Below are 22982 nucleotides of genomic sequence, written 5' to 3' on the forward strand. Positions count from 1 at the left end.
CCTTTTACTTATGTAAGCCAAAGTCTGCAGGAGCCCAAAGACTGCGCCTGGGTATCGGACGAAAGATTGATAATGGTCAACAATTTCGTCACTGGACGAAGCCGGGACAACCGCACGTCGGGCAACACCCTCCATTCCCTTCCATTTGACAAAGATCAAACCCGGCGCCCTGAACAGCGGCAGGCTAGATTCAAGGCTTCACTGCCCAATAACACCGCAGCCATCGGGGCAAGCGATTACCTACCGGAGATCTGTCATGTCCGATCAATTACGCTTCATGCTGGTCGTTTCGCCGTTGATGGAAAACAGCCCCGCCTTCGACCGGGCCGCTGCCTTGGCCAAGGCCTCAGGTGCTGCCCTGCACATCGTGGCGTTCGATTATCTTGAAGGGCTGGCGACTGCAGGATTGGTCAATGGACAGGCACTGGAACAGATGCGGCTGGGCTATGTCGAGCGCCATCGTCAGTGGCTCGAAGACCAGGCCCGCCCCCTGCGCAAGATCGGTGTGCACGTCACCACGGAAGTCGTCTGGGTCGAAAGGCCTTTGCAGGAAATCCTCATACATCTCAAAGAACAGCCGATGGCCGTATTGATCAAGGCACTGGAACACGAATCGCTGTTGTCACGCCTGATGTTTACGCCATTGGATATCCACCTGCTACGTGAATGCCCGGTGCCCCTGCATTTTGTCAGTCATTCGCACAACACTTTACCGCGCAAGATCGTCGCCGCCGTTGACCCTTTTCATTCTGATGAGCAATACGAAGGCTTCAACGACCGTATTCTGCGCGAGGCCTCCAAACTGGCGAGCACCTGTAATGCAGAACTGGACGTGATCTACGCCCATGACCTTTCCAGCATCAGTGCGGACGAGTTCGGTTTCAGCAATGGATCGGCGTTTTTCTCCTCGGGAAAAGCCAAGTCGCTGTTCAAGGCGCAGGCTGATGCGTTTCGCGACCTTTCTGAACGCAATGGTATCCCGCCGGAACACCAGCACATGATCATGGGCAATCCGGCCAAGGTGCTGTCCAGCTATGCGCAGGCCTATGACACCGATGTGATTGTAATGGGACGCGTTGGACACCGTAGCATGGAGCGGTTGGTTGGCAGTACGGTAGAACATCTGCTGTACAAGTTACCCTGCAGCGTGTGGGTAGTTTCCCCGGAAAAAATCTGAACGATGGATAAAGCGCGTTTCAACAAAATAGGTAACGGGAGAATAAGGAATGAACGCTCAAATGACCGGGGTTACCTAGTTTTGGCATCCAACACACTTTTCGACTTAGGCAGCACTCCCTCATTAGACTATGTATGCTTAACCACCAATGGCATTGCGCCATAATTTACGCAAAATTCATAACCGTCTTTGAGGTCTAGCAGGCAAACGTAGACCGTCAAACGTATGAAATTCGTCTTTTCAATTAGGTCAAGAGATTCAGTGAATTGAGTCAGAAATCTTTACATTGTCATAAAAATGAAAAGAAGAAAAAAACACGGTGTATTTTCTTCTTTTTGACTCTGAGGAGGGTGTGGACTAGGAAATGCGGGGCTTTCGGGGGGATCGGTTTTCAAGGGCTGGTCACAATCGCCGACTGTCGGCGTTGATAATATCTCTGATAAAGCGGCGCGCCGCCGCCGGCATTCCCAAAGGCGAGTTTTATTGGCCGGCGGTGGAAGCCCCCACCCCCGGGCGTCCTGCCGTATGAACAAAAACCCCACAAGTCGCAGTCTGTATCGACAGCAGATACAATCCGCCGCCTGCAGCTGAACGCAAACCCTACACGCCGAACTGAGGAAGCTATGAAGATTGGTCAAATAACACCGAGTAGAGCCGCGCCCTTCCTGGCTCTGATTGCGATATGGATGTTGCTGGGGTTGTTTATCCACTCTTTCGCTGGTGGTAGCCCATCAAAACCGCACTGGAGTCAAAGATGGTGGAATGATGAAGTGGTTCTTCACTCGGCAGGCATACTGTGTCGATATAGAGCCTTTCCAATCAGCGAACATTGGTTCTCACTAAGTGCACCTGGGATGGAGTGCAATGACCAAGAAAAACCAAACACGGTGAGCGACCTTGCAGATCAGCCCAATCTTCCGATTGTTTCATCTGAAACATTAGGCGGACAATCCGTTTACACGTCATTCCCGCCTGGAGCATTTATCATTGCTTCAGCATTCGTAAATCCTATCGCAAAATTTATGACAGTCTCGGATCTGTCTGCACTCAAAATCTGGAATTGGTGTCTTGCTCTGGTCACTGCGCTAATCTTCGCAGTGACCCTAAGGCGAGTATGGCCTCAAGATCTTAAACACCAGAACACCCTAATTGTTCTAGCGTGCCTACCCTTCTTAATAGCTGTTGAACCCATGCACTCACACCACCAAACACTGTGGGCGCACCAGGTCATGCAGCCAGTTATTGCCACTGCCCTGTATCTAATTGTGGGGAGGATGACGACACGTAGAGCTATTGCGCTGGGAACGCTGTGCTTCGTCGCTTGCTGGATCGAGTGGACAGCGTACCTGCTTTGCATAGCATGCTTCTTTGTCGTAGTAGTAAAATCCGAAAAAGACAGCCAACTAAAAAACGTGACTATATTTTCAATAACTACACTCCTAGGAGGACTTTCCGTTCTTGCTTATTACTGGCAACTCGTCGGAATAGAACCATATTTCCGGTCACTAACAGAAAGATTTACCAGCAGATCCGCCGCTGTCTCATACTACAATTGGGGGGACTGGCTTCTATCTCTGATGCAATCATTTGGCCCATGGATTGCTGCCATCGGCCTCTTGCTAATCGAGCTATTTACATATCGAAAAAATGATAGCAATACAAATATTCCAGCCACCTTAATAGCTGTATCAGCATTTATTCTTTTAGAAAATGCACTAATGCTTGAACACGCCATTGTTTATACGTTCGACAGACTGAAGTGGGCATTTCTTATCGGCCTGCTGATTTACTCAATAGGGCGAAAGGCAATTTCGGCCAATGAGCGGTCTATCGTATGGGTAACAGTTATTCCGCTATTAGCATCCGCCTACTCTATCTACCAGTATATGGACATCTATAAACCATACTGGCGTTAGGTCATCTCACAGCGAGCCACTGCCAGTACGGCGCTCCGGTATAGCGTAAAGCGATACCGAAGCCCGGACTGAGTGTGAATTCACCGGCAGTGGCGTTGAACTGAACGTTATTGATAAAAACGGCCCCTGCTCCAATAAATGTAACTACCTGAACCAGCCTGTTCTATTAATTATTTTTTTACCGCTCCAAAAACCCCACATTCAACGCCGCGATTTGATGCCTGATGCTGTGCTCCCGATCTCTTTCAGAAGCCAGCGGCCATGATGCGGCCCGATGCCAAAGTTGAAAAAGTGTAGCTCTACCCTAAACCCGTAGATCGCCTCTGGTTCCCTAGACACTCTCCAGACCAATGCTCGGGCAGGCAGCAGCAACTAGGCCGCGCCTGCCCTTGGGCATCAGAAATCGACCGTTGCGGACAACTGCAAGGTGCGCGGATAACCCGGCGAGAACGCGCCATATGAAGCGACACCCGACCAATACTCACGGTCAAACACGTTCTGCACCGTGGCGCGGAATGTCGTCGGCCGGCCTTCGATCTTCGTTGCATAACGTGCGCCGGCATCGAAACGGGTCCAGGCATCCAACGCCTGGGCGTTGGCCTGGTTGACGTACTGGCTGTCGGTATAGATCGCACCACCTGTCAGGGTGAAGCCCTCCAGCCATGGCGTATCCCATTCAGCCCACAGATTGGCCTGCACGTCCGGTACGCCGACCGGTTTATTGCCGCGGTTGGCGGCGGTGGCCGAATCGGTCAACTTGCCGTCCAGCACCGTTACGCCCCCCATCAAGCGCGTACCCGGCGCCACTTCGCCGAACAGGCTCAATTCGATCCCGCGGTTGCGCTGCTCGGCTTGTACCGAGAACACGTTGCCCAAACCGATCTCACCGCTGGGTTTCTCGATCTGGAACAACGCCAGTGTGGTCATGAATGTGCCGTGTTCGTATTTCACGCCTAGCTCATGCTGCTTGGATTCGTAAGGCGCGAATGTCTCGCCGGCGTTGGCAGCCGTGCCTGGGGCAATGTCACCTTTGCTCAAGCCTTCTACGTAGTTGTAATAGAGGGAAACGTCTTCCCAGGGCTTGACCACCACGCCCACCAGCGGGGTCGTGGCGCTGTCGTTGTACTTTGAACTGACCGAACCCGCGGCATTGTAGTTGCGTGACTCGATCTGCTGCCGGCGTACGCCAAGGGTCAGTTGGAAGCGGTCGTCAAGCATGGACAGCGTGTCGGTGAACGCAACGCCGGACAGGTCCGACTCGGAAACACGCAACACTTTCGGTGAGCGGATGTGCTGCTTGGGTACATCGATCGGGTGATAAATGTTCGAGTGGATTTCGGTGCCGCTGTTGATCCCGCGGGACAATTCATCCTGATACTGGGTCGCCATCAGCGTGGTCGTATGGGTGATCGGCCCGGTGGCGAACATGCCACGGGCGCCAATATCGGCGGTCGAACGGTCGACGTTGAATTTGTAGTAACCCGGCGTATTGCTGGTATCCCCCGCCGCGTTGAGGATGCGCGGCACCTGGTCGGACAGGCGCTTGACGTCCGACTTGCCGCCACCGGCATGGGCGAACACGGTCAGGCTGTCGCTCAAGTCATATTCACCGCCGAGCAACGCCGACTGCTCCTTGGTGTCCGACCAGCCCCAGGCCTGCGGCAGGTTGGTGCGGCCATTGGGCGCGGACGGAACCTCAACGCCCGGGGCAATGGTGAAAGGCCGTGAAGCACCCTCCCAGCTTTCCTTCTGGCTGATGTAGTCCAGGTTCAGGCGCAAACGCTCACCGCGATAATCCAGGGCGATGGCGCCAACGCCCAGATCCCGCTGTTGATCCTCGATGGCGGTATCACCGCCCTGCAGGTTGCCGTTGAAGCGCACACCGAACTGGTTTTGCGAACCGAAACGGCGGCTGAGGTCCAAGTGGCCACCCACTTGGGAGTCGGATGCGTAAGAAGTGGTGACCCGGGTCAGGTCTTCGTCCAGCGGCCGCTTGGGCACGATGTTGATGACCCCGCCTACCCCGCTGTTCGGCGAGATGCCGTACATCAATGCGCCCGGCCCCTTGAGCACTTCGATACGTTCGGCATATTCGGTGAATACCCGGTAGTTGGGTGCCACGCCGTACACGCCGTCGTACGCCAGTTCACCCAGGTTGCCCTCGCCGATGGGGAAGCCACGAATGAAAAATGAATCGACGATGCCTCCTGTCTGCCCGGTCGAGCGCACCGAAGGATCGCGCTCCAGCGCATCGGCCACGGTCACGGTTTGCAGGTCGGCCAAGGTCTTGGCGGTGTAACTGGTGACGCTGAAGGGCGTGTCCATCACGTCTTTGTTGCCCATCATGCCCAGCCGTGCACCGCGGGCAACCTGTCCGCCGGCGATCACCGGCGTCAATGCGGGCGGGCCGTTGTAGCGGCTGTTGATGTGGGTGATGTCGAGTTCCAGCGCATCGCTGCGCTCGCCCGTCGCCGTTGGGTTACTGGATGACTTGTCGGCGGCAACGTCCTGTTGCTCGGGGCTTGCAGCCCAGGCGTTGGCGCTTCCTGCGACCAGAACAAAATTCAACAGCGCGGTACGGATGGCGAGTGTTAACAAGCGCTCACCGCTGGGAAGACTGACAACAGGCATGACGTGAGGATCCTTTTCAACAAGGGAAAATGCTAATCACTCCTATTGCCAGTCGGTCTGCGAAAAAGTATCACCTTCGAAAGCGTTTTTTTTCATCGAGCCCCGCCAAACCTAGCCGTACAGGCATTCCAGCGGGATGGCGACCACCGGTAACGCGGGTTCAAACGCGTGTCGGGTGGTCTTGTACGCCAGGATCTCGCCCCGGGCGATGGTGCTGAAAATCCGTGCCACATCGAACGCCTGCCCGGTTCGCCAGTGCCACACGCACACCCGCGGATCGGCGTAATCGAGCTGGATGCACGGCACGCGCTTGAGGCCCAACTGCAACGCCGCGTTGAAACGGTGGTTACCGTCCATGACGATGCCTTGCGAGCGCTCGACGATGATGGGTTCCAGCCACTGCCCTGCCCGCGCGATCGATTCGCGCAGCAGCGTGACATTGGCCGGATCGACCTGTTCCGACTGCACAACTTCGCACAACGGCCGCAACGCGATCTGATAAGCGTGTTCCATGGTCAACCTCCTGATTGGCCCGGTTTCAGCAGGCATCGGCGCCAGACACCGGCACGTGTCGGCGGGCGACCTCAAGCAGGCGCTGGGCGTGTTCGATCAGCGGCAGGTCGACCATTTCGCCATCCACTTGCACCGCGTGGCTGCCCGACGCGACCGCCCTCATCACCCGGCCGGCCCAGGCCAATTGCCGTGAATCGGGCAGGAAGGCCCGTTGCACCGGCCTCAATTGCGCGGGGTGGATGCACAGCTTGGCGCCGAACCCCAGTGAACGCGCGTAGTGCGAGTCCTTGGTGACGACCGCCAAATCGCTGATCGCCGGGGTAACCCCATCGATCGGCGCCGGCAGATCAGCCGTGCGCGAAGCCAGGACGATGCGGTTGCGGGCGAATAGAAACGCCTCCGGCGTTTGGCTGCAGTCGATGTCGAGGGAGAAGTCCAGCGAGCCGAATGCCAGCCGTGCCACACCCGTAACGGCTGCGATCGATTCCACCTGTTGCAACCCCTTGGCGGTCTCGATGATTGCGATGATTTTCAACCCGGGTTGCCATTCCAGCAGATGCTCGACCACCCGCGCCAGCGCCTCGGGGCACTCGGCCTTGGGCAGGAAAATGCCATCGCATCGCTGGGGATGCCGCATGTTGCAGAGCCAGCTCAGATCCTGGCGAAACAGCGCACTGCTGATGCTGTTCAGGCGGATGTATCGTTCGCAGGAAACGGTCTCGGCGCCCTCCTGCCAGCTCCCGATGGCAACGCGGGCGGCGGCTTTGCTCTGTGGGTGAACGGCGTCCTCGAGGTCGAGAATAATTGCGTCCGGCCCTGCCCCGACCGCTTTGGGAAACCGTTCGGGCCGATTGCCCGGTACAAACAGGTAGCTGATCGCGAGTGGGGTCGTGCTGCTGAATCGATCGGATTGCATGGCATAGCTCCTAGGCGTGAAACAGTCGTGGTTACTGACACATTTACGGGGCCTCGGGCAGCCCATTTGCGGGCCTGTCCGGGCCTTCTCGAAACAACCGCCAACACCTTGTTGTTCAAGGTATTAAAGGGTTTTTTAATCGGCGGGCGAACGCGTCCTTGAGCGTGTAAATACACGTTCATTGATTCGCCTTGCGCAGGTCTTTATTCAAAAATACCTGAAAATCTTACTTGATAATCATTCCTGTTCGCAATATTGTTCACGCCGTCAAGGGGAACTACCCGAGTTTCTAAACACGCAATTTGCACCTCGGTAAGTACATGGCGGTGATGTCATTTGAAACCCCGCCACCGTGCCATCACCGGGAATTGGCCATCAACTAGTGGCCCGTCGAAACATCCGCACAAACCTTATGGAATGGGGTTGTCATGCAATTGTTCTGTGAAACATTTATTGCAATCGGCGCTATGGATCCAACTTTAGATATCGCCTGGCGCCCGCCTCCGAGTTGCGTGGGCCCTCGTTTTTAACGAGCCAAAACCGCTATCTATCGATAACGAGAAGTTGTCGAACTATCAATGGCGAGATTGTTTTCGACGCCAAGGGGCAACTATGCATGCAATAAATTCAATGCCTGCCGAACAAGCAGCCGAAGTTCATCAGCCAGGCATGTTAAAGCCGCTGATCGACCCAATAATTTCCACGCTTATCAACCAATCCCCGGGGATACTTACGGAACTGGTCAAGTTCCATGGCTCGCCTTTGAATCTGGTATGGCCGCATGCCTTTGAGCTAAATACCCTGGCATTGCTGGCCGTATTGAAACAGCACAACCTGTCTTACGAAATGTTCTACGGTGCCAAGGCCAACAAGTCACAAAGCCTGCTGGAAGCGGCAGCGCAGTCAGCGATCGGCATCGATGTATCGAGCATCCACGAACTGCATGCGGCGCTGCGGGCAGGTGCATGTGCTGCGAAAATCTGCGCCACGGGCCCAGCCAAAACCGCCGTATTTCATCAGGCCTTGGTGGATGCTGGATCGCTCATCTGCATCGACTCGCTGGAGGAGCTAGGTCACCTGCAAGGTGTACTGCAAGCACAGTCGCCCTTCAGCAAAGCCAGAGTATTACTGCGTTACAGGCCCACAAACAGCCCCAAAAGCCGCTTTGGCATGGGCACGGCCGACTTGCTTGAAGGCCTTCAAAAGCTGGCGAAACACACCGATATTTTCAATTTTGAGGGCTTCCATTTTCATCTGGGCGGCTATGGGTTCGAGTCCCGCGCACAAGCGGTGCGAGAGGTCGGCGGATTCGTCGAGGCGGCTCGGGAGATGGGCTTGAACCCGCGGATGATCGATATCGGTGGCGGCTTGCCGGTACGTTATGTCGAGCCGCACGCCTACGCCCATTTTTTTGAGAATGATAATAAGCCGAGTCATTATTACAACCAGAAAGTTCCAGGCGATTATTACCCATACGGCGGCGAACTGAGCGCATCACAATGGCTTGGCTTATTACTGGATGCTGAATTTTCGCCCGGGTTATCCATCGCCAGTTATTTCAAGCAACAACACATCACCCTGGCCCTGGAGCCGGGCCGTAGTCTTGTCGATCAAGCGGCGATTTCAATATTTCGCGTCACCCGCACCAAGAAACTTGCCGACAACAAAGCCGTTATTTTTGTTGAGGGCAGCAGCTTCAGTGCGTGTGAAACCTGGTTCGGCTCCGAGTATCTGGTTGATCCTTTATTAATCAGCTCACCGCGCCTGCCATGCACTGCGACGCAAGCTTACATCGCCGGCCACAGTTGTCTTGATGATGATGTCATCACCCATCGCCTAATCAACTTTTCCACTACACCACAGCCCGGTGATTTATTGGTTTACGTCAATACCGCCGGTTATCAAATGGACTTGCTGGAGAACGAATTTCATCGCCACCCCCTGCCCCGCCGGTTGACGGCGACCTGTTGTACGCAAGGTAACTATAGGTTTTCACCTGACTACTAAAGGGAATGACTGTAATGATATTGAATAAAGTCTCGGACCTTATTGGTAATACGCCCATCTTAGGCATTGATGTTCCCGGCACTAACGCGCGGTTGCTGCTCAAGATTGAAAAGAACAACCCTGGGGGCAGTATCAAAGACCGCATGGCGCGCAATATGGTGCTGGCTGCACTCAAGTCCGGGCGCCTCAAACCGGGTGGCGTGGTCGTCGAGTCGTCCTCTGGCAACACCGGGATCGGCCTGGCCATGGCTGCCGTCGAGTTCGGCCTGCATTTCATTGCGGTGGTGGATCACCACGCCGCCCAGGACAAGATCGCGGTCATGAAGGCCCTCGGTGCCGACATTCGCTTCGTCAAAGGCACCTACCGCGAAGATGAAGTGGCGGTGGTCGAGCGCCAACGACTTGCCGCAGAACTGGCCAGCCAGATTCCCGGTGCCGTGTTCATGAATCAATCCGACAACGCGGCCAATGCTGGCGGCTACAGTGATTTCGTGCGCGAGACCATTGGCCAGGCCCAAGGCGTTATCGGTGCCTACGTCGGTTGTGTCGGCACCGGCGGTTCGATGACCGGCATCGCTCGCGGCCTGAAGCTACACAACCCCGACACGGTGACCGTTGCGGTGGAGCCTGCCGGCTCGATTGTCTTTGGTCATCCTGGCTACCCCTACTACCAGTCGGGTACCGGCACGCCGGCCGGGGACACCGTCGGCTTGGTGCTCGACTACAGCTGTATCGACCTGGGCGTGCAAGTCACCGACTCCCAAGCGTTCGAAACTGCGCGCTATATCGCCCGCAACCTCGCCTTACTGGTTGGCGGCTCAACCGGCGGGGCGATTTTCAAGGCGCTGGAACTGATCCACAAAGGTGTGTTGAGCGGCAACGTGGTGGTGCCGATTGCCGACGGTGGGGAAAAGTACCTGCACACCGTGTTCGACGATAAATGGCTGCAGGAACGCGACCTGATCGACCCCAGCATCGCCCCCCAACTGGATGCCTGGCTGGGCAAGACCCAATGGCTGGACGCCGTTTCCGCGCCGCTGCAACTGAGCGTCGCATGACCCTACCCTTCACACAGGAACGCCTCTCGATGAATCTGTTGAAAGTTGCCATTTGTGGGGGTGGCAGGACTGGCCACCTCAACGCCATCCTGTTCAAGCAGCTGCCCCATGTTCAGGTTTCGATGCTCACTCGTAATCGCAGCATCATCGAACAACACGCCCTGCAGGTGCCGATGCAGGCGCTGTTGCCCGACGGCTCCACTGTGCAGGCCCGACTGGACCGGGTGAGCACCGATGCAAGGGCGGCCGTTGAAGATGCCGACATCGTCATCATCACCGTGCCGGCCCATGCCCGAGCGCAAACACTGAAAGACATCGCGCCTCACCTCACTACCAGCAAACCGGTTTATATCGGCGCGATTCCGGGCTTCTGCGGTTTCGACTGGCTGGCCGAAGCCACCCTGCCCGACCGCCCGAACCTGGTGATCTGGGGCATGAAGGATGTCCCGCATACCGCGTTCGAGCTGACGCCGGGGCGGTCGATCAAAATGGGCGGCGGCAAGAGCCGGCTGTATGTGGCCACACATGCCAGGGAGCCGCAGTCGGCACAACGACAGCTGGAAAAAATTCTCACCCGACTGTACGGGCCTTGCGTGACGATGCTGGATGATTACCTGGAGATTACGCTGACGCCAGGCAACCCGATCATGCACAGCTCGGTCATTTATGGGCTGATCGGCCCCTACGGCCAATGGCATCGCAAGATCTTTGCGCAGCCCCTGTGTTGGTGGAGCGAGTGCCCGGAGCTGGGCGCCTATTTCCTCGAACGCATGGATCAGGAAAGCCAGGGGTTGTGCGCGGCCATCAGCCAGCGCATGGGCATTAACTTGTCATCGGTCAAGTCGCTGAAACAGGAAATCGTCGAAGCCTACGGCGAGCAGATCCGCGACCCGAGCAGCATGCTCTCAATCCTGCGCACCAATCAGGCCTACAACAATATCCTCGCGCCGATGGTGCCCGCTCCCGGCAACCGCGCCGGCTATGTGATCGAGCGCCAGAGCCGTGCCTTCAACGAAGACGTTGCTTACGGTTTGGTGCTGCTGGTGGAAATGGCCAGGCGCTTGGACTTCAAGGTGCCCTATATGGAAGAAGTCCTGAACTGGAGCATTGGCTACATGCAAGGCCTGGGCGATTGCGCGCTCGACTACTTCCCACACCAATGGCCACGCCCCGCAACCGCTGCGGCCTGAACCCTTTATTCAGATTTTTCGACGAGCAGACCGCAGATATGGATGACTTCAAGACACTGATCGCCTACTCCCGCAAAAACGCCCTGCGACGCCTGATTCGCTGCCTTTTTGCCGAAAACATCCTCGACCGTTCGGCCCTGAGCTTCACCGCTGAGGGCAACCAGGCCACTTACCCACTCAAGGGTGGCCGCGCTCATCTGGTGTTTTGCGAGATCGCCAAAGGCCCGGCGGACACCCTGGTCAACGACGGTGAGGTGGTACTGCTCACCCACGAAGGTACACGCCAGGTCATCACTCACCATCAAGACATGCTGGATGTGCTGCGCGACAGTTTCGACTTCGAGCCTACCGATGAAGGTGTGGCCGGGCTTAAGTCAGACATGGAAAACAGCCTGACCAACGATGCCCACGCCCGCCTGCATCGCCAGCAATGGAACGCCCGCCTGCAACAGGCCGCCCGGGATCAGGGCCTCGACAGCTTTACCGACTACCTACGCCAACATGCAAAAACCAAGGACGCCGCGATCCTGCTCGACCAGTGGGGCTCGCTGGAAGGGCATCCGTACTACCCGACGTGGAAATCGCGCCCGGGGCTGACCGATGCCGAAGTCGAGGAACTGTCTCCCGAGTTCAACGCCCAAGTGCCGCTGCGTATCGCCTCCCTGCGTGCCGACCACGCGATAAGCGAAAGCATGCCCCACGTGCACAGCTACCCCGACTGGTTCGCCAGTAACTTCCCGGCGCAATGGGCACAGTGGAAAGCCTCGCTCAACAGCAAAGGCCTGGACGAGAGCCAGTGGCTGCCGCTGCCGATTCACACCTGGCACCTGCAAGCCTACGTTCTGAAGACGTTCGCAGTGGAAATCGAAGAAGGCATCCTGATTACCGACGGCCCGGACATTACCACCCTGCCAACCATGTCCTATCGCACCATGATGCCGGTGCTGGACCACTGCGCGCCGCTGATAAAACTGCCGATTGCCGTATGGATGACCAGTGAACTGCGCAGCCTGCAAGCCAAGTCGATTCACATGGGGCCGCGCATCAGCACGGTGATAAGCAGCATTCTTGAAGAGGAAAACGGCTTCGCTCAACGCCTGGAGATCTTTGCCGAAGAAATCGGTGTGCGTTACAAGAACGCGGTAACTCAGGACGATCATCCAGGCCGCCATTTGTCGGTGGTCTATCGCGCCAGCAAAGCGGCATTCGAGCGCCACGACGATCGCCTGCCCATTACTGTGGCCTCATTGTTTACCCGTTTGCCGGGCAATGGCCGTCCGTTGTTCACGGACTTGATCGAGCGTGACGGCGTGCGGGCCCAAGCGGGCCAGGTGGAAAACTGGTACCGCGAATACGCAAGAGTCGTGACCCAACCGGTGGTGGCGATCTACCTGTTGTATGGCATCGGCCTTGAAGCGCATCAACAGAACACCATGGTGCTGTTCTCCCCGGACGGCCAGGCACGCAGCCTGCTGATTCGTGATTTTGGCGATGGCCGCACCTACGCGCCGTTGCTGCAAGCGCGCGGCTATAGCCTGCAACCACACGTGCAGCCGGGTATCCTGCCGACGGTTTTTTCGGGTGATATCGAGCCGGTGCGCATGTTTGTGCTGGATGCCACGTACCTCACCCACCTGCACGAGATGGCGCTGTGGCTGACCAAGGAGTACGGGTTGAACAACACCAGGTTGTGGCAAGTATTGCGCGAAGAAACCGACCTGGCCTTCGAGGCCGTGCGCGACCGCGTTGAGCCGGCGTTGTGGGAGGCCGAACACAACGCGTTCGTCGAAGACCCATGGCCGACCCGGTCGTTGCTGCGCATGCACTTGATGCAATACAGCAACTATCGTTTGCAACACACCCTGACCAACCCGCTCGCTAGCGTTTAACCGAGGCTGACTCATGTCCCATGCAGGCGTCATCCAGGGTTCGAGAGTACGAATCCTGATTTATCTTCTATTTGCGATCCAGCTGGTATCGATGGGTGCAATGGAAATGAGCGGGCCGTTCTGGCCTGTCCACCTGCGTGGGCTGACCCCTTCAGAGTCGGTTTTCAGCTTCGCCAGCGTCGCCGTGTATGTCGGGCCGATGCTGGGCATTATTCTGACCAGCGCATTTTGGGGCCGTATCGGCGACCGTTATGGCCACAAGTTGATGATGATCCGCGCGCTCGCCGGGTTGTCGTTGACCCAACTTGGGCTGGCCTTGTGCAGTGATATCTGGGTCATTCTGATCCTGCGCTTCTTGCAAGGCGCGTTCGCCGGTTACATCGCCCCGGCGCAAGCTTATGGCGTGAGCATCGAGGCCCCTTCGCGGCGGGCGCGATTGTTCGCCATTTTGCAGATCTCGACCAATGTCGGTTCGTTGCTGGGCGCTGTGGTCGGGGGGTTGATCCTCGATTACGCGACATTCTTCTGGATCAACATCATTGCCGCGGCATTGTGTGCGGTGTGTACCGTGATCGCCGCCGTGACCTTGCCGGACGTACCGCCGGTGAAGAAAGCCCCGGCCGCCGCCGGCAAGCCGATGCCTGCCGAGCGCCCAGGCAGTCTCTGGCAAGGCTCGCCCCTGCTGTCGCTGCTCGGTGTGATGGGCATTCTGTTGCTGGCGCGGATGCTGCCGCAAACGTCGTTCTCGCTGTATGTCAGCTCGGTGTTCGAGGTCAGCAACACGGTGGTCGGCCTGTGCTACGGGTTGCTGGCACTGGGGTTCATTCTTTCGGCCACGGCGTGGTCGCGCTATTTCGAGCACCGCAGCCAGCAGGACACCCTGCATCGCATGACCTACGTGGTGCTTGGCTGCATCGCCCTGACGGCTGTGGCGGGTGTCACACGTAATCCAGTGGTGTTCGTTGCCGCCTACTTCATCTGGGGCGTGCTGCTCGGCGCGACGACACCGGTGCTGATGGCGCTGGTCTCGAAAACCGCCGATAGCTCGCAACAAGGTCACGTGCTGGGGATTGCCCAAGGCACGGCGCAATTTGCCTCCATCGCGGGGATTTCGGCGGGTGGCTTGCTCAGCCAGGTTTACGGCTTGCAATACACCTACCTGTTCGTTTGCCTGGCCTACGGGGTGGCGTTGCTCCCGATTATCGCGCTGCGCTACTGGCCGGCAGCCATGCAACCCAGCCATGCCCCGCCCGGGGATTGATCCAGGAGCCTGTGCTTTGAACATTGAACAACTGCGCGCCGATACGCCCGCTGTCGCGCAACTGATCCACTTCAACAATGCCGGCGCCGCACTGATGCCGGCGCCGGTGATCGAAACCATGACCCGCCACATTCAGCTCGAAGCCAGCCTGGGCGGGTATGAAGCGGCCGGGCAATGCGCCGCCGAACTGGAGAACGTGTATGGCGCCATAGGGCGGCTTATCAACGCCCAGCCGGACGAAATTGCCGTGATCGAGAACGCGACTCGGGCTTGGGACATGGCCTTCTATTCATTGCCGTTGCAACCCGGTGATGTAGTGCTGACCTCGTCCACCGAGTATGCCGGTAACTACATTCCTTACCTGCAAATGCAGCAGCAGCGCGGTATTAAAGTGCGCGTCATTGCCAACGACGAACACGGCCAGGTGTCATTGCCGGCCTTGAAGACCCTGCTTGAGGAGGAGCGTGTCGCATTGATCTCCTTGCCGGTCATCGCCACCAACGGCGGGCCGGTACAACCGATCGAACAGATCGGCGCCCTCGCCCGCGCTGCCGGTGTGCTGTTTCTACTGGATGCCTGCCAGGCTGTCGGGCAGATGCCGATCGATGTACACAAAATCGGTTGCCACATGCTCGCCGCCACCAGCCGCAAGTACCTGCGCGGACCGCGCGGCATGGGTTTTTTGTATGTGGAACGATCGTTGTGCCAGAACTTGGAGCCGGTGTTTCTCGACCTGCATGCCGCCTCGCTGCAAACCAGCAATACCTACATGATCCGCGCCGATGCCCGCCGCTTCGAGAACTGGGAGTGCAACGTCGCCGCCAAGCTGGGGCTTGGTTGCGCCGTGGAATACGCCTTGGCTCAAGGCATTGAGCCAATGTGGCTACGGATTCAACACCTGGCCGGCTACCTGCGCCAATGCCTGGCGGATCTTGCGGGCGTGACACTGCGCGACACTGGCAGCCTCACCTCGGGCATCGTCACATTCACTCATCAGCGCAACAGCGCCACGCAGATACAGCAGTGGCTGGCGGCACAGGACAAGCGCATCAACGTGACGACCTCGACGTTCCGTTCGACCTTGCTCGATATGCAGCACAGGGGCTTGCGGGAGGTCAGTCGCGCGTCCCTTCATGCCTATAACACCGAAACGGAAATCGACACGATGATCGCGGCACTTGACGGTCTGCCGAGCGTCTGATGGCGACACCAATCCGCGCTTGCGTCGCAGCCGGTTTGTAAACTAGCATTGGGAATACTTCTCAATTGCATAAAAATCTGCAGCCATGAGCCAAACCCTTCCCGCGAATAACGACAATCACCTGCGCGCGATCGAAGCCCTGTACAGCGGCCATCATGGCTGGCTGTACGCGACGCTGAGAAAAAAATTGGGTAACGCCATGGATGCGGCGGATCTGGCGCAGGATACCTTCACCCGCATCCTCGCCTCCCGCGTCACTGTCATCGAGCAGCCCCGGGCATACCTGAGCTGCGTGGCCAAGGGCATCCTGGTCAATTGGTATCAACGCAAGGCTCTGGAACGCGCCTACCTGGACGCCCTCGCGCATCTGCCTGCACCCCAGGTGCCTTCGCCGGAAATGCGCTTCATGGTGCTGGAGACCCTGCACGAAATCGACGCAATGCTCGACGCGTTGCCGCCGCCGGTCAAACGTGCGTTCCTGCTGTCGCAGATCAGCGGCCTGAAATACGACGACATTGCCGAGCAACTGGGTGTCTCGCTGATTACGGTCAAACGCTACATGAAACAAGCCTTCGTCCAGTGCCTGTTGCTGGTGGAGTGAATGCTCACCCAGCGCAATACGTCGCCCCCCGTTCAGCAGGCCCTCGAAGAAGCCGCCGACTGGCTGATCCGCCTGAGTGAGGGCGAACTCAGTGACACGGAACGCGGTGAGTGGGAACACTGGAAAACCAGCACCCCCGAGCGTAGTCGTGCCTGGGCGCGGGCGCAGGTGCTGCAGAGCAAGCTAGGCGGGCTTCCGCCGTCGTTGGCGATGTCCGCGCTCGACCGCCCAAACAGCCCGCAACGCCGGGCCGCGCTGGGCAAATTGGCAATGATCCTGGCGATCCTGCCCGCTGGCTGGGGCAGTTGGAAGCTGGCGCAGTCCCAGCAATGGTCGGCAGACTATCGCACCGCTGTCGGCCAGCGCCGCGAGCTGGCCTTGGCGGACGGTTCGACAATCACCCTCAACACCGACAGCGCCATCGACGTGCTGTTCGACACCCGCCAACGCCTCATCCATTTGCGCGAAGGCGAAATACTGGTGCAGACCGCACCGGACCCCTCACCCTCGCCGCGGCCCTTTCTGGTCAGCACCCGCCAGGGTCGAATGCAAGCGCTAGGTACGCGCTTCACGGTTCGCGAACGGCAACCGCACACTCACCTTGCCGTACTCGAAGGTGCGGTAAAGGTGCACCTGGCAGACAAGCGCCAGGGAACACCCCTGATCGTCAACGCCGGGCAGCGTACCGATTTTTCTGCCCACACCTTTGGCCAGGTCACCGCCGCCGACCGCTATGTCGGCGCCTGGACGCAAGGCATGTTGATGGCCGACAAGATGCGCCTGGCGGATTTCGTCGACGAATTGGCGCGCTATCACCGTGGCTTTGTGCGCCTCGACCCGGCAATCGCTGGCCTGCGTATTTCCGGCGCCTACCCCATCGGTGATACCCAGCGCACCTTGAGCATGCTCGCGCAAACCTACCCGATCCTGGTCAGCGGCCGTCTGGACGGCTTCTGGGTCATGCTGTCTCCCGCCTGAACCGGCGAAAAAGAGCTGGCGAAAAATAACGCCGCAGCGCTGATACTTTTTTTGCTCTCGGCTGGCTACTAGGAAGAAGACCTTTAACCGTCCTGTTCATAGGTTCACCCATTCATGCCTGCTGCACGCCCTCTGCGTCCGGATCGCCAGCTCAAACCAGTCATTTGCAGTGCGTTGCTCAGCCTTGTCCTGATCGCAAGCGTCAGCCCGTTTGCCCTGGCCAACGGGCCGATGCAGCTGGACGCTTTGGCGGTGCGTACCTACAACATTCCTTTAGGGCCGCTCGGCGCGACCCTGTCGAGTTTCGCCGTGGGCGCCGGCATTGCCTTGTCATTTCAGCCCTCGCTGACCGACGGCCTGAGCAGCCCTGCGCTGGTTGGCAGGTTCTCGACCCAGGAGGCTGTCGATCGGCTGCTGCAAGGCAGCGGCCTGGCCATGGTTTTGCGCAGCGATGGCAGCTACACCCTGGTCCAGCACCGGCTGACACTGGGTGAAACGGCGGTGATTGGCACCGATAAACGCAGCGATGCCTTGCCGCCGGTGTATGCCAGTGGCCAAGTGGCCAGCGGCGCGCGCCTGGGCGTCCTCGGCAATACCGATGTGATGGATGCCCCCTTCAGCGTCAGTACCTACACCTCGGCGCTGATAAAGGATCAACAGGCCGTCACTGTCGCCGATGTACTGGAGCGTGACTCCTCGGTGCGCTCCACGGGGCAGACCGGGGGCATCGTCGACTCCTTTTTTGTGCGTGGGTTTCCCGTCGGCGAGGGCAATCTGGGTGAGTTGGCGTTCGACGGCGTCTACGGGGTGGCGCCCAACTACCGGGTGTTCACCGAGTACGCCGAGCGCATCGAACTGGTCAAGGGCCCCGGTGCCCTGCTCTATGGCATGTCGCCCAATAGCGCGGTCGGCGGTGTGATTAACGTGGTGCCCAAGCGCCCCCTGGAGCAAGACCTGACCCGTTTCACCGCCAGCTACGCCATGGACGCGCAACTGGGCGGCCACCTCGACGTCAGCCGACGCTTTGGCCAGGAACGCCGGTTCGGTATACGCCTCAATGGCAGCACACAGGTGGGCGATACCGTGATCGACGATCAATCGCGCCATGTCGATATCGGTGCCCTGGCCCTGGATTATCAGGGTGAACGCCTGCGCATCCACTTCGACTGGCTCAACCAGGAAGAACGGTTCGACGCTGCCTCGCGGCCCTTTCTGATCGCCCCGGACATGGACATTCCCTCGGCGGCCAACGGCCATATCAATGTCAGTCAGCAATGGGGCTGGTCGCGTACTCGGGACAAGTCCGCCCTGCTCAGTGGCGAATACGACGTGAACGACGCCCTGACGGTCTTCGCCCATGCCGGCGGTGGCAAATCGGATGTCGCGCGGATGTCCGACCAGACACCGACCATCGTCAATGCTGCGGGCGATACCTCGTCGATTCCCGGCTATTACAAGTTTGAAGTCGCGCGCTACACCCTCGACGCGGGCGCACGGCTGCGATTCGACACCGGGCCGGTCAGTCATAGCGCGGCCCTGCAAGCCAGCCGTTATCACGACGTGCTGTCGCGCGGGATCAACTCCGGCGCACCGATCCTGTCGAATATCTATCGCCCGGTGGACCGCCCAAAGCCCTCTATCCCCGAGCCGGCCACACCGAAAGTCTCCGAGAGCGAACTGACGGGCGTGGCGCTAAGTGACACGCTGTCGGTGCTCGATGATCGGGTGCTACTGACCTTGGGCCTGCGCCAGCAGAACATCAAGTCCGATAACTACAGCGCCGCCGGTGTGGTCACCAGCGCCTACGACGATGGCCGCATCACGCCGCTGTATGGCGCGGTGTTAAAGCCCTGGGACCACATTTCCTTCTATTACAACTACATCGAAGGCCTGAGCAAGGGCGAGATTGCGCCGTCCACGGCATCGAATGCCGGGCAGATCTTTGCCCCTTACGTTTCCCGTCAGCACGAACTCGGGGTCAAGGCCGACTATGGCACTTTCAGTGCCACCCTCTCCCTGTTCCAGATCACCAAGCCCAGCGGTGAACTGGCCCGCGGGGTGTTTTCGGTACAGGGCGAACAGCGCAACCGTGGCCTGGAATTGAGCCTGTTTGGCGACGTCGCTCCCGGTACTCGCCTGCTCGGTGGCGTCACCCTGCTCGATGCACAACTGAGCAAAACCTCGGTGGCGGGTAACCGGGGCAATAAACCGGTCGGTGTTCCCGACGTGCAAGCCAACCTGTGGGCCGAATGGGACACCTCATGGGTCGAGGGGCTGACGCTGACCGGTGGTGCGATCCACACCGCCAGCCAGTACGTCAACCAAGCCAACACGCAGCAACTCGACAACTGGACTCGCTTCGATGTCGGCGCGCGTTACACCACGCGCATCGACGAACGGGCGACCACGTTTCGCGCCACCGTGCAGAACGTGTTGGACCACGAGTACTGGTCGGGCGTCGCTTCCTATGGCGCGTTCTCTCAAGGCTCACCGCGCACTTTATTACTGTCGGCAACTGTCGATTTCTAAAACGTTCAGCCCGGTGGCGGTGTGGACTGCTGGCCGATCTGACTCTACAAAGGCTTTGACCATGGTGATTTTTAATCGACGCAGCTACGCCTTGGCTGCGCTGCTACTGGTAGGGCTGCTAGGTCTAGCGCGCACCGCTCACGCCACCGAGGTGGACACGGCACGCACCGAGGTGACCGACCTACTGGGGCGCAAGGTCAAGGTTCACCTGCCGGTCAGGCGGGTGATTTTGGGCGAAGGTCGCCAGTTGTACCTGGTGGCGGCCCTGGACACCCATAACCCCATTGAGCGGATCGTGGGCTGGCGCAAGGATTTGATTCAGTCCGACCCGGATACCTACAACGCCTACCTGCGCAAATTCCCCGACATCGCCAAAATCCCCACCTTCGGCGGTTTTGAAGACGGCACCTTCGACCTCGAGCAGGCAATCTCCCAGCGCCCTGACGTCATCATCCTCAACGTCGAGGCGCAACACGCCACTGAAGATGCCCGCTACATCGAAAAGCTCGACGCGCTGGGCATCCCGGTGGTGTACGTCGACTTTCGCAACAACCCGATGCAGAACACCGAGCCGACCATGCGCCTGTTCGGCCAACTGTTGGGCAAGGAACAACGGGCGCAGGCTTTCATCGACTTTCGCAACCAACAGATCCACCGCGTCACCGACGTCATCGAAAAACACCACCCGCCGCGCCCCAGCGTGTTCATCGAGCGTATCGGCGGCTATACCGATGATTGCTGCCTGAGTTTCGGTAACGAGAACTTCGGGCTGTTCGTCGATATGGCCGGTGGTAACAACATCGCCCGGCGCATCATTGCAACCACGTTCGGCCAGTTGAACCCCGAGCAAGTGATCGTCGCCAACCCGGCTCACGTGGTGGTCACCACCGCCAACTGGGAAGCCTTTGCCCCTGGCGGCCACTGGGTCGGTGTCGGTCCGGGCGCGGACATGGATCAGGCACGCAGGAAGCTCGCCTGGTACACCCAGCGTCCTGCCTACGCCGGTATCAAGGCCCAGGAGCCTCAAGCTTTTCACGCCATCTGGCATCAGTTCTACAACAGCCCCTATCAGTTCGTGGCCATCCAGCAGTTGGCGAAATGGTTCCACCCCGAGCTGTTTGCCGATCTCGACCCGGATGCGTCATTTCGCGAACTGCATGAGCGCTTCCTGCCAGTGCCGTATGCGGGCGGCTACTTTGTCAGCTTGCGCGAACCGGGGGGCAAACCATGAGCTCGTTGACTGAGGCCGTGGTTGTCCAGCGCGAGGCTTATCGTCGCCTGGTGACGCGCAAGCGCTTGATCCTGGCTGGGCTGGTGCTCTTGTTGTTATGCAGCGTACTACTCGATTTGGCGCTGGGGCCGGCCAGTTATGGCCTGGGCGAAGTCGTCGGGGCACTGATTTCCCCGGACAGCGCCTCGCCCCAGGTGCGCGTGGTGATGTGGGATATTCGCCTGCCGGTCGCGCTGATGGCCGTCGCCGTCGGTGCGGCACTGTCCTTGGCCGGCGCGCAGATGCAGACCATCCTCAACAACCCGTTGGCCAGCCCCTTCACCCTGGGCATCTCTGCCGCGGCCAGTTTCGGCGCCGCGTTGGGGCTGGCGTTTGGTGTGGCGTTGTTCCCACTGGCGGCGCAGTTCATGGTGCCGCTCAATGCCTTCATCATGGCCATGCTTTCGGCGCTGTTGATCCATTTCCTCAGCATGCGGCGCGGCGTCACGGCCGAAACCATTGTGCTGCTTGGCATTGCGCTGGTGTTCACCTTTAACGCGCTGTTAGCCCTGGTGCAATTCTTCGCCACCGAGCAAGCCGTGGCTGCGGTGGTCTTCTGGACCATGGGCAGCCTGACCAAAGCCACTTGGCCGAAACTGGGGGTAATCTGCGTGGTGATCCTGATTACGCTGCCGATTTTTGCCAAACGCGCCTGGGCCTTGACGGCCTTGCGCCTTGGCGATGACAAGGCGGCCAGTTTCGGCATCAATGTGCGCAGCCTACGCTTTCAGACGCTGATTATGGTCAGCCTGCTCGCTTCGTTTCCCGTGGCGTTCGTGGGCACCATCGGCTTCATCGGCCTGGTCGGCCCTCACATCGCGCGCATGCTTATCGGTGAAGACCAACGCTTCTTTCTACCCGCCTCGTTGCTGACCGGCGCGCTGATTCTGTCGGCCAGCTCCGTGGTCAGCAAAACCTTGATTCCAGGGGCGATCTTCCCCATTGGCGTGGTCACGTCATTGATCGGCGTGCCGTTCTTCATCTCTTTAATCCTCGGCGGGAAGAAAAACTCATGGTGACGCTGCAACTGGAGAACCTCGGTGCCGGTTACGGCCAGCGCGAAATCATTCGCGAGGTATCGACGGCGATGTTTTTCGGCGGTCAGGTCGTCGCGGTAGTCGGGCCTAACGCCGCAGGGAAATCGACGCTGTTCAAACGCATGGCCGGTTTGATCGACGGCCCCGGGCAGGTCATTTTGCAGGGCTCGAAAAAGGGCCCGGCCGCCATCAGCTACATGCCGCAGGGCCTGAATGCCAGTGCGCGGTTGACGGTCTACGAGTCGGTGTTACTGGCGCGCAAACAGTTGACGTCGGGATGGGCGGTTGACGATGACGAGTTGAAGCGGGTGGATGAGATTCTGGCTGCGCTGGGCATCAGTAGCCTGTCCTTTCGCAACCTGGGTGAACTCAGTGGCGGACAACAGCAATTGGTGTCCATCGCGCAAACCCTGGTGCGCGAGCCAGAAATCCTATTGATGGATGAACCCACCAGCGCCCTCGACATGCATCGCCAAGTGCAGGTTCTGAGCTTTATGCGCACACTCGCGCGCCAACAGGAAGCTATTGTGTTCATTGCCATCCATGACCTGAACCAAGCGCTGCGCTTTGCAGACCAAGTGCTGGTCATCGCTGATGGCACCAGCCCAGGTAGCGGGCCCTGCTACGAGGTCATCACCGAGCACATGCTACGCAGCGTCTATAAGGTCCAGGCGCGTATCGAGCAATGCAGCCGGGGGACGTACCACATACTCATCGACGACGTTGTTTAAGCACCCAAACCGGACCCGAAGGCCAAGCTCAATACCTGCGTCTGTGCCGCCCGTCGGATGCAGGGCGTGTCCAGTGG

At 58.7% G+C, this 22982-nt stretch carries 17 protein-coding genes; 14 read left to right on the forward strand and 3 right to left on the reverse strand.

Annotated elements, in window-relative coordinates:
* Positions 1–256 precede the first annotated feature (256 nt).
* A complete protein-coding gene (locus CKW13_RS09705) occupies positions 257–1177 on the forward strand; it encodes a universal stress protein (protein ID WP_095108370.1) in 921 nt (306 codons plus the stop codon).
* Positions 1178–1800: 623 nt separating this feature from the next.
* Complete coding sequence (locus tag CKW13_RS24205; RefSeq protein ID WP_141233965.1) at positions 1801–3093, forward strand: hypothetical protein; 1293 nt, start codon at positions 1801–1803, stop codon at positions 3091–3093.
* Between the two features lie 396 nt (positions 3094–3489).
* Here CKW13_RS24205 and CKW13_RS09715 read toward each other — a convergent pair whose 3' ends face one another.
* The 3 genes from CKW13_RS09715 to CKW13_RS09725 all read right to left on the reverse strand — a co-directional run bounded on the left by CKW13_RS09715 (position 3490) and on the right by CKW13_RS09725 (position 7153).
* Positions 3490–5724 (reverse strand): TonB-dependent siderophore receptor, encoded by a 2235-nt coding sequence (locus CKW13_RS09715; RefSeq protein ID WP_095108372.1) that lies wholly within the window; start codon positions 5722–5724, stop codon positions 3490–3492.
* Between the two features lie 111 nt (positions 5725–5835).
* Positions 5836–6237, reverse strand: coding sequence for a ParB N-terminal domain-containing protein (locus CKW13_RS09720; protein ID WP_095108373.1), 402 nt, complete (start codon positions 6235–6237; stop codon positions 5836–5838).
* A 25-nt stretch (positions 6238–6262) separates the two neighbouring features.
* Entirely contained in the window at positions 6263–7153 is an 891-nt protein-coding gene (locus tag CKW13_RS09725; protein ID WP_095108374.1) for a CoA ester lyase, read from the reverse strand.
* A gap of 630 nt (positions 7154–7783) precedes the next feature.
* Between CKW13_RS09725 and CKW13_RS09730 the strand changes: the two genes are divergently transcribed.
* From CKW13_RS09730 to CKW13_RS09785, 12 genes are all read left to right on the forward strand, one after another.
* A complete protein-coding gene (locus tag CKW13_RS09730) occupies positions 7784–9160 on the forward strand; it encodes a Y4yA family PLP-dependent enzyme (RefSeq protein WP_256576559.1) in 1377 nt (458 codons plus the stop codon).
* 14 nt (positions 9161–9174) lie between these two features.
* Positions 9175–10218 carry a PLP-dependent cysteine synthase family protein gene (locus tag CKW13_RS09735; protein WP_095108376.1) on the forward strand — a complete coding sequence of 348 codons (1044 nt, stop codon included), beginning with the start codon at positions 9175–9177 and terminating at the stop codon, positions 10216–10218.
* A 29-nt stretch (positions 10219–10247) separates the two neighbouring features.
* Entirely contained in the window at positions 10248–11408 is a 1161-nt protein-coding gene (locus tag CKW13_RS09740; protein ID WP_095108377.1) for an NAD/NADP-dependent octopine/nopaline dehydrogenase family protein, read from the forward strand.
* Positions 11409–11446: 38 nt separating this feature from the next.
* Positions 11447–13297: an IucA/IucC family siderophore biosynthesis protein gene (locus CKW13_RS09745; RefSeq protein ID WP_095108606.1), complete on the forward strand. Its 1851-nt coding sequence runs from the start codon at positions 11447–11449 to the stop codon at positions 13295–13297.
* Positions 13298–13310: 13 nt separating this feature from the next.
* Positions 13311–14558: an MFS transporter gene (locus CKW13_RS09750; RefSeq protein ID WP_095108378.1), complete on the forward strand. Its 1248-nt coding sequence runs from the start codon at positions 13311–13313 to the stop codon at positions 14556–14558.
* Positions 14559–14574: 16 nt separating this feature from the next.
* Complete coding sequence (locus tag CKW13_RS09755) at positions 14575–15759, forward strand: aminotransferase class V-fold PLP-dependent enzyme (RefSeq protein ID WP_095108379.1); 1185 nt, start codon at positions 14575–14577, stop codon at positions 15757–15759.
* A gap of 85 nt (positions 15760–15844) precedes the next feature.
* Complete coding sequence (locus CKW13_RS09760) at positions 15845–16360, forward strand: sigma-70 family RNA polymerase sigma factor (protein WP_095108380.1); 516 nt, start codon at positions 15845–15847, stop codon at positions 16358–16360.
* Entirely contained in the window at positions 16361–17338 is a 978-nt protein-coding gene (locus CKW13_RS09765) for a FecR domain-containing protein (protein WP_095108381.1), read from the forward strand.
* Between the two features lie 114 nt (positions 17339–17452).
* Positions 17453–19867 carry a TonB-dependent receptor gene (locus tag CKW13_RS09770; protein ID WP_095108382.1) on the forward strand — a complete coding sequence of 805 codons (2415 nt, stop codon included), beginning with the start codon at positions 17453–17455 and terminating at the stop codon, positions 19865–19867.
* A gap of 61 nt (positions 19868–19928) precedes the next feature.
* Entirely contained in the window at positions 19929–21098 is a 1170-nt protein-coding gene (locus tag CKW13_RS09775; RefSeq protein ID WP_095108383.1) for an ABC transporter substrate-binding protein, read from the forward strand.
* Positions 21095–22156 carry an iron ABC transporter permease gene (locus CKW13_RS09780; protein WP_095108384.1) on the forward strand — a complete coding sequence of 354 codons (1062 nt, stop codon included), beginning with the start codon at positions 21095–21097 and terminating at the stop codon, positions 22154–22156. Before CKW13_RS09775 ends, CKW13_RS09780 begins: the two co-directional genes overlap by 4 nt.
* Complete coding sequence (locus CKW13_RS09785) at positions 22150–22905, forward strand: ABC transporter ATP-binding protein (RefSeq protein ID WP_095108385.1); 756 nt, start codon at positions 22150–22152, stop codon at positions 22903–22905. The genes CKW13_RS09780 and CKW13_RS09785 overlap by 7 nt, the downstream gene beginning before the upstream one ends.
* Positions 22906–22982 lie beyond the last annotated feature (77 nt).

The organism is Pseudomonas sp. Irchel 3E20 (assembly GCF_900187645.1).
Lineage (GTDB): Bacteria > Pseudomonadota > Gammaproteobacteria > Pseudomonadales > Pseudomonadaceae > Aquipseudomonas.